The 6,915-nt window shown below is 58.3% G+C and carries 6 protein-coding genes; 4 read left to right on the top strand and 2 right to left on the bottom strand.

Going from position 1 to position 6,915, the window contains the following annotated elements; genetic code table 11:
* Both ACF8AM_RS23240 and ACF8AM_RS23235 read right to left on the bottom strand, forming a co-directional pair.
* Positions 1 to 1,760, bottom strand: a 1,760-nt coding sequence (locus tag ACF8AM_RS23240) for a WD40/YVTN/BNR-like repeat-containing protein (RefSeq protein ID WP_392557941.1), incomplete at its 3' end; no start/stop codon positions are given.
* A complete protein-coding gene (locus ACF8AM_RS23235; RefSeq protein WP_392557940.1) occupies positions 1,757 to 2,197 on the bottom strand; it encodes a fluoride efflux transporter FluC in 441 nt (146 codons plus the stop codon). The genes ACF8AM_RS23235 and ACF8AM_RS23240, both read right to left, overlap by 4 nt.
* Before the next feature lie 147 nt (positions 2,198 to 2,344).
* Here ACF8AM_RS23235 and ilvB point away from each other — a divergent pair, with 147 nt between their 5' ends.
* The 4 genes from ilvB to ACF8AM_RS23215 form a co-directional block, all read left to right on the top strand.
* A complete protein-coding gene (gene ilvB / locus ACF8AM_RS23230; protein WP_392557939.1) occupies positions 2,345 to 4,138 on the top strand; it encodes a biosynthetic-type acetolactate synthase large subunit in 1,794 nt (597 codons plus the stop codon).
* An 8-nt stretch (positions 4,139 to 4,146) separates the two neighbouring features.
* Positions 4,147 to 5,091 carry an acetyl-CoA carboxylase, carboxyltransferase subunit beta gene (gene accD, locus ACF8AM_RS23225; RefSeq protein WP_392557938.1) on the top strand — a complete coding sequence of 315 codons (945 nt, stop codon included), beginning with the start codon at positions 4,147 to 4,149 and terminating at the stop codon, positions 5,089 to 5,091.
* Between the two features lie 3 nt (positions 5,092 to 5,094).
* Entirely contained in the window at positions 5,095 to 6,012 is a 918-nt protein-coding gene (locus ACF8AM_RS23220; protein WP_392557937.1) for a serine/threonine protein kinase, read from the top strand.
* Between the two features lie 163 nt (positions 6,013 to 6,175).
* On the top strand, positions 6,176 to 6,915 hold a 740-nt coding region (locus ACF8AM_RS23215; protein ID WP_392557936.1), incomplete at its 3' end, for a sugar phosphate isomerase/epimerase family protein.

Genomic DNA, 6,915 nt, shown 5'->3' with positions numbered 1-6,915 from the left:
GTGTCTTCGCATGCCGTCAGGGATTCCGCATGTTTCCAGTTGCCGCCCGCACTGGCGATCCGTGCTGCTTGCCGAGTTTGACCCCACAACCACCACAGCATCCGAGTCCGGTCTTCCACCGCCGTCCGAGGCAAGAGAACCTCCAGCGTGTCAGTCAGTTCCTTGGGACGAAGCCCCGGATCGTGTAGCAGCTCTTTCAAACGCGACAATTGACTCATCCTTGCCGTCGCGATTTGCAAACGTCGCCGCGATGCTTGGGCAGCGACGTCAGAATCAAACTGTTGACCAGCCTCCAACACCAACCCGCCCGTCAGCGACAAATCCCGACGAAGCTCCGTTGCTGTCCCTGGCACTGGCGAAACAACGACGCTCTCGGGGACCGCCATCCCTGGTGTCACCACCATCATCGCATCCAGTGCCAAATCGCCCGCCAACACCGCTCGCCCGGACAGCAACGCATCGCTACGAAGCGCGACGCTGCGAGATGAGTGAACTGTGGCATGGCCATCGGCATCGATCAGCAACTCACTGGCATAAACCCGCCGAGGTTGCTTGCGAATTCGCGAAGCCGTCGACGGAAAATTGGAATCATCCAATGTCGCGTTCACCCAAGCGTTCCGGGTCGTCTCAGGCAAATTCGCGTCCAGCACCACCACCGCGGGCTGATGCTCTCGCAGCAGATCCGCCGAAGGCTGCCGATCCGATGTTGGACTGCTGCACCAGATTGCTTTGGCAACTCCCAGTCGCATCGCCGCATGCCGCACCCGGCCCAGTCTGCCAACGGTTTGTGCGCCAGCTGGAGTGGCAGAATCCAGCACCACGACGACACGTCGTTTCATTTCCAAGGTTTCGCGACCGATCAACGCCCATGGCACCGTTTGCTCGGACGCAGCCACAAACATCACCGCGGCAGCACGGCTGGCCCCGCGCACCGGGTTCCATGTTTCCCCGTCGTCTGTCGATCGCTCGATCAGTCCATGAGCACCAACGCGAATTCGCCATCCCTCGCCCTTGGTTTGGCGAGCCGATTGGCTGTCTTCGAGCAAAACATCTTGGCGGAGCCAGTCTCGCAGCTTCGTTTTGGATTCAGGCGATTGAGCCGTGTCTTCTTGCCAAGTCAAACCGCCATCGAACGAGTGAAAGCGATTTCCGCCGGAAGCTTCCGCGTCGTCCCCGATAGCCTCCAGGGATCCCGCAGGCAACGGTTCGGCATCGAAACTGTTTCGAATTGCCATGCGGTGAAGTTTTGTCGCTTCCATCGCATCCACGCGGTGCCATGTCCGGCCGGCATCATCGCTGGCAATCGCCACACCTCGGCTCAGCCCAGTCACCGATTCATAGCCGCCACCGACCGCCACCACGCGGGTCTCATTCAGAAAACGAACGTCACACAGAGCCACGTCGATGCCGGAGGCAAAATTTCGCCAAGTTTTGCCCGCATCTTCGCTTCGAACGATCACGCCCCAATCACCCACCGCGACCAAGATTTGGCCGTCGGGCGACACCGAAACTGCGTGCAGCGAGGCGTCCTCGGCAAATTGCGATGCCGAAACATACGCAGCCGGCAAATCAAAGGACTCCGATTCGGAGGCCACGTGACGACTGCGAGTCGTACCGGTCTTGCCAAATGCACTGTAAAAACCGGGCATGGTCTGGCCGTTGGCGGGAGCCGCCATCCATCCGGAAAGCACTGCTGCCAGCAAGGGCAGCAAACGCATCACCCAATTGCCAATGGGAAGGGAAACAACCGAAGCGATCATGAGGTCCAATTCCGAACGACCGACACCGCGGCCCAAAAAAGACACCAACCAGCAATGACATTGATGCCCAAAAGCAGGGAGCTGGCCAAAACCCGGCCCTGCGAGGCAAACACGGCCGTCTCGCCAATCAGAGTGCTGAACGTCGTCAAACTCCCCAAAACCCCGATTCGAACGGCCAACAGCGTGCGAGGTTGAGCCAAAGACGCTGCCCAACCGGTCGCGACCCAATCCGTTGCCATGATGGCTTGCGAGAACTGGTACAGCCCTCCCAGGGCGCAGCATCCGAGCAAGTTTGCAAGGGTCGTGCCGACACTCCCATGCATTGTCAGCCAACCGCTTAACGGGGCAGAAACCACCGCCAACCCGATCAAGTAGCGACATACCGCCCCAATGGAGCCTCCAAGGGCGATCGCGAGCAGGTCTAAAACAAAGGTCATTGGGTTCAGTTCCTCGTTTTCACCATTGCCAGTCAGGGCTGAGGAATTTACGTTGGAGGGTCCTAGCTTCGGAAGTTTTTCACGATCGGAGCAAGGTCCATTTCGACTCTTTTCGAATCCCACTCTGTCCCCAGTAGTCAACCACCGATGAGTACCGCTTCGAGCTCTTCCAACGCCAACGCCGCGAAAGGCGATCAGCAACCGATGAATGGAGCCGATGTACTCGTCAAATCGTTGGTCGATCACGGCGTCGAAGTCTTGTTCGCCTACCCTGGCGGATGCAGCATGCCCATGCACCAAGCCCTGACTCGGTACGGGGATTCGATTCGCACCATTCTTCCCCGCCACGAGCAAGGTGGTGCTTTCGCCGCCCAAGGTTACTCGCGCAGCACCGGCAAAATCGGTGTGGTGATGGCGACCAGCGGCCCCGGTGCCACCAACCTGGTCACCGCCATCGCGGACGCCAAACTGGACAGCATCCCAATGCTGTGCATCACTGGCCAAGTTCCCACGGGAGCAATCGGAACCGACGCGTTCCAAGAAACTCCGATGGTCGAGATCTGTCGCGGAATCACCAAACACCACTACCTGGTGACCGACTTGGCCGATTTGCCGCGCATCATGAAGGAAGCCTTTCACATCGCGACCAGCGGTCGACCTGGCCCCGTTTTGGTGGACATGCCCAAAGACGTTCAACTGGGCAACTTCCCGATCGACATGGATCCAGAAATGGACCTGCCGGGATACTGTCCCGAACCAGCCAAAGTCGCCGGCGAAACGATCAAACAAATGGCCGCGGCCATCAAACTGGCTCGTCGCCCCGTGATCTACGCCGGCGGGGGAATTATCTCTGGTGAAGCCAGCGAAGAACTTCGCGAGCTCATCAAGAAAACTGGCATCCCGACGGTCACAACCATCATGGGACTCGGCGCCGTTTCGCCGGACGACCCTCGTTCGCTGGATTGGTTGGGCATGCACGGTGCCGCCTACGCCAACTACGCCGTTCGCGACTGCGATCTGCTGATCGCATTGGGCGTGCGTTTCGATGATCGAGTGACCGGCAAAGTGGAAGCGTTCGCGAAAGACGCGAAAATCATCCATGTCGACATCGATGCATCCGAGCTGAACAAAAACAAACAGGCCCACATCCCGGTTCGCGGCGACGTAAAGGATGTGCTGGGGCAACTCAATGCAATCGTTCAAGCTCCTGAGATCGAAGCCTGGCAGAAAACCTGCACGGACTTGAAAGCCAAGTACCCGCTGAAATACGACGATTCGTTCGATGGCATCTTGCAACAGCACGCGATCGCGACGCTCAGCAAAATCACCGCCGATCGCGAAACTTACGTCAGCGTCGGCGTGGGCCAACACCAAATGTGGGCCGCTCAATTCTTCAAGTTCCGCCAACCTCGGACTTGGATGAGCAGCTCCGGACTCGGCACAATGGGCTTTGGCTTGCCAGCCGCCATGGGTGTGCAAGCCGCTCACCCGGATGCACTCGTCATCGACATCGACGGCGACGGCAGTTTTCAAATGAACATCCAAGAACTCGCCACGTGCTTCTGCGAAAAGCTGCCTGTGAAAGTCCTGCTGCTGAACAATCAACACCTGGGAATGGTGGTTCAGTGGGAAGACCGATTCATGGATCGCAACCGTGCTCACACCTACCTTGGCCCCATCGATCACGAAGAAGCCAAGGGCAAGAGCACAGCGGATCGCTTCGAATATGCCACCGACCGTTACCCGAACTTTGTGCAAATCGCCAAAGGCTACGGCTGTGGTGCCGCCACGGTTAAAAAGAAAGCCGACCTCGAAGGCGCCACGCGAGAAATGATCGATCACGATGGCCCCTTCTTGCTCGACGTCGAAGTGCCCTACCAAGAACACGTGCTGCCAATGATCCCCGGTGGACTGACCGTGGACGACATGCTCTTGGACTGATCCCGAAAGTGGAAATGGATACCGCAGTGGAAAACCCCGCAGTGGACAGCGCAGTGAAAAGCAACGGGCAACCGTCTTCCGCAGCAACGTCGACACCTTCCGACTCAACGCCCAGCCCCCCCAACCGCCCCGCGCCCAACACGGCCGGGAACCGGAAACGAGGGGTCCCCGAGGGTGTGTGGAGGAAATGCGACTCGTGCGGCGCGTCGCTGTTTTACAAAGAAGTCCAGCAACAACTGAACGTCTGCCCCCAGTGCGATCATCACTTTTATGTGAGCGCCTGGGAACGCGTCGCTCAAGTGCTCGACGACGGCACGTTCGAACCGATGAACGAACAGCTTCGGCCGACCGACCCGCTGGAATTCAGCGACCGTCGTCCCTACGCCGACCGCTTGGTCGGCGAACAAAAACGCACCGGACTGACCGACGCTGTCCTGACCGGCACCGGAATGATCCGAGCTCGGCGGGTCGCGTTCGCTGTGACCGACAGTGCCTTCATCATGGGCAGCATGGGATCGGTCGTCGGCGAACGCCTGACACGATTGATCGAACGCGCCACCGAACAAAACCTGGCGTTGATCATCATCAGCGCTTCCGGTGGTGGGGCTCGAATGCACGAAGGCATCCTGTCGTTGATGCAAATGGCCAAGGTCTCCGCCGCGCTTTCACGCTATCACGCTGCCGGCGGCTTGTTCATCAGCGTGCTTACCAACCCAACCATGGGCGGTGTCGCGGCCAGCTTCGCCTCGCTCGGGGATCTGGTCTTTGCTGAACCAAAGGCCCTGATCGGGTTCGCTGGTCCGCGAACCATCAAAGCCACCATCGGCATCGAACTTCCCGAAGGATTTCAAACCAGCGAATTCCTGTTGGAACATGGTTACATCGATCGCATCGTTCACCGAAAATCGTTGAAGACGGAAATCGCCACCGCCATCGACTACTGCGGGAAGTAAGCGATGGGGCTGCTCGATTCGATCAAAGGCGCGTTCTCCAAAGGCGGCGGTGGCTCGCTGAAGCGAATCGATGTTGAAAAACGATTCGAGCGGTCACGCACCGCCGCAACCGGAACGATGAGCAACTTCTTTGTTGCCTACGACCTGGAACGCAAAGAGAACGTGGGGGTCAAAATCCTTGACCCTGAAAAGTACGAATTGTTTGAAAGTCGCTTCAAAGGGTTGAACAAACCTTCCGAAGGCGAAATTGCGATGCAGATGAAGCATCCGCTGATCGTGAAGACTTACGAACACGGGATCACGGCCAAGAACCAGCGCATCCTGGTGATGGAATACATCGCTGGCGCCGGCATCCAAGACGTCATCGTTCGCAAGAAACGCGAAGTCATCGATGGCAAAGAAATGCTGCTGATGCGAGAGATGGCCGAGTCTCTCGCATACGTGCATGAACAAGGCTTCATCCACCGAGACGTCTGCCCTCGCAACTTCATTTGCACGCCTCCCAAAGAAGGCGAAGAAACCGTCTCAGGTGTTCGCTTGATCGACTTTGGCCTGACCGTCCCGGCGACGCCACCGTTCATGGCACCTGGCAACCGAACGGGCACGCCCCTGTACATGTGCCCGGAAATCGTGCGTCGCCGAGCGACCGATCAACGCGTCGATGTGTTCTCGCTCGGCGTCACATTTTACTGCTTGCTGACCTTCCAACACCCGTGGCAAGGTGAAATCGTCAGCGGTCGCGCTGCGTTGCAACACGACACGGAAACCGCGACGCCAATCCTGGAACGCCGCGATGACATTCACCCCAAAGTGGCTCGGGTGATCTCGAGAATGATCGAACCCAATGTCGATGATCGCCTGCCATCGATCAAAGAATTCCTGACGCAAACTCGCGGACTCAATTCCGCCTTCGCAAGCTAACGAACCGCTCGTCGGCGAGTCCCACGCGAATCTCATGAGGACGCCGTTCTCGGCAATTTCGCTCAACGGTTCGGTTAAACTGGCGGCTTCCTTTGCTTGACTCTGCGCACCGCAGGAGCGTCACGCCCCGCCCCCACACCCCACCGTCGACACGGAATCCATCATGCCCAACCGTCGTGATTTCCTCGCTGGCTCCCTCGCCGCCGCTTCGCTCGCGTCCCTTTCCACTCGTGGCTTGCTCGCTGCGGAAGAGCCAACCGGTCGCCGCTGGCCGATCTGTGTTTTCACCAAGCCTCTGAACTCGATGCCCTTTGACGACATGGCCATCGCGCTCGCTGAAGCGGGCTTTGACGGTGTAGAAGCCACCGTGCGAAAAGGCGGTAACGTGGCACCGGCGGAAGCCGCTGAAAAGCTGCCTGAAATGCAAAAGGCGATGCAAAAGCATGGGCTCGAAATCACGCTGATCACGACCGACATCGGCGACATGGACGATCCGCATCGAACAACGGTTCTGGAGACCGCCGCCGACCTGGGCATCTCCCGCTTCCGAATGCGATATGGAAAGTACACCCCGAATCAACCGATCCCACTGCAGATTGATCAATGGAAACGACAATTCGCAAAGCTCGCGAGCTACTGCGGGAAGATTGGCATTCAGGCACTCTATCAAAACCACGCGGGCGCGAACTATTTGGGCGCGTCACTCTGGGACCTGGACCGAGTCTTGGCTGACGTCTCCCCGGACCACATGGGAGTCGTTTATTACATACCTCATGCCCAAGTCGAAGGCGGCAAGATTTTGCCCGTTACCTGGCGAAAGAAACAACCCCCCGTTCGGATTCTGTACGTCCAAAAATACCAAAGGGTCGAATGCCGAGTGACCAACCTGCCAATAGGCGATGG

The sequence above is a fragment of the Rhodopirellula sp. JB055 genome, from assembly GCF_043100905.1.
In the GTDB taxonomy this organism is placed as follows: Bacteria; Planctomycetota; Planctomycetia; order Pirellulales; family Pirellulaceae; genus Rhodopirellula.
Note: the sequence above shows the minus strand (reverse complement) of the source record. Positions and strands in the feature narration are given on the sequence as shown.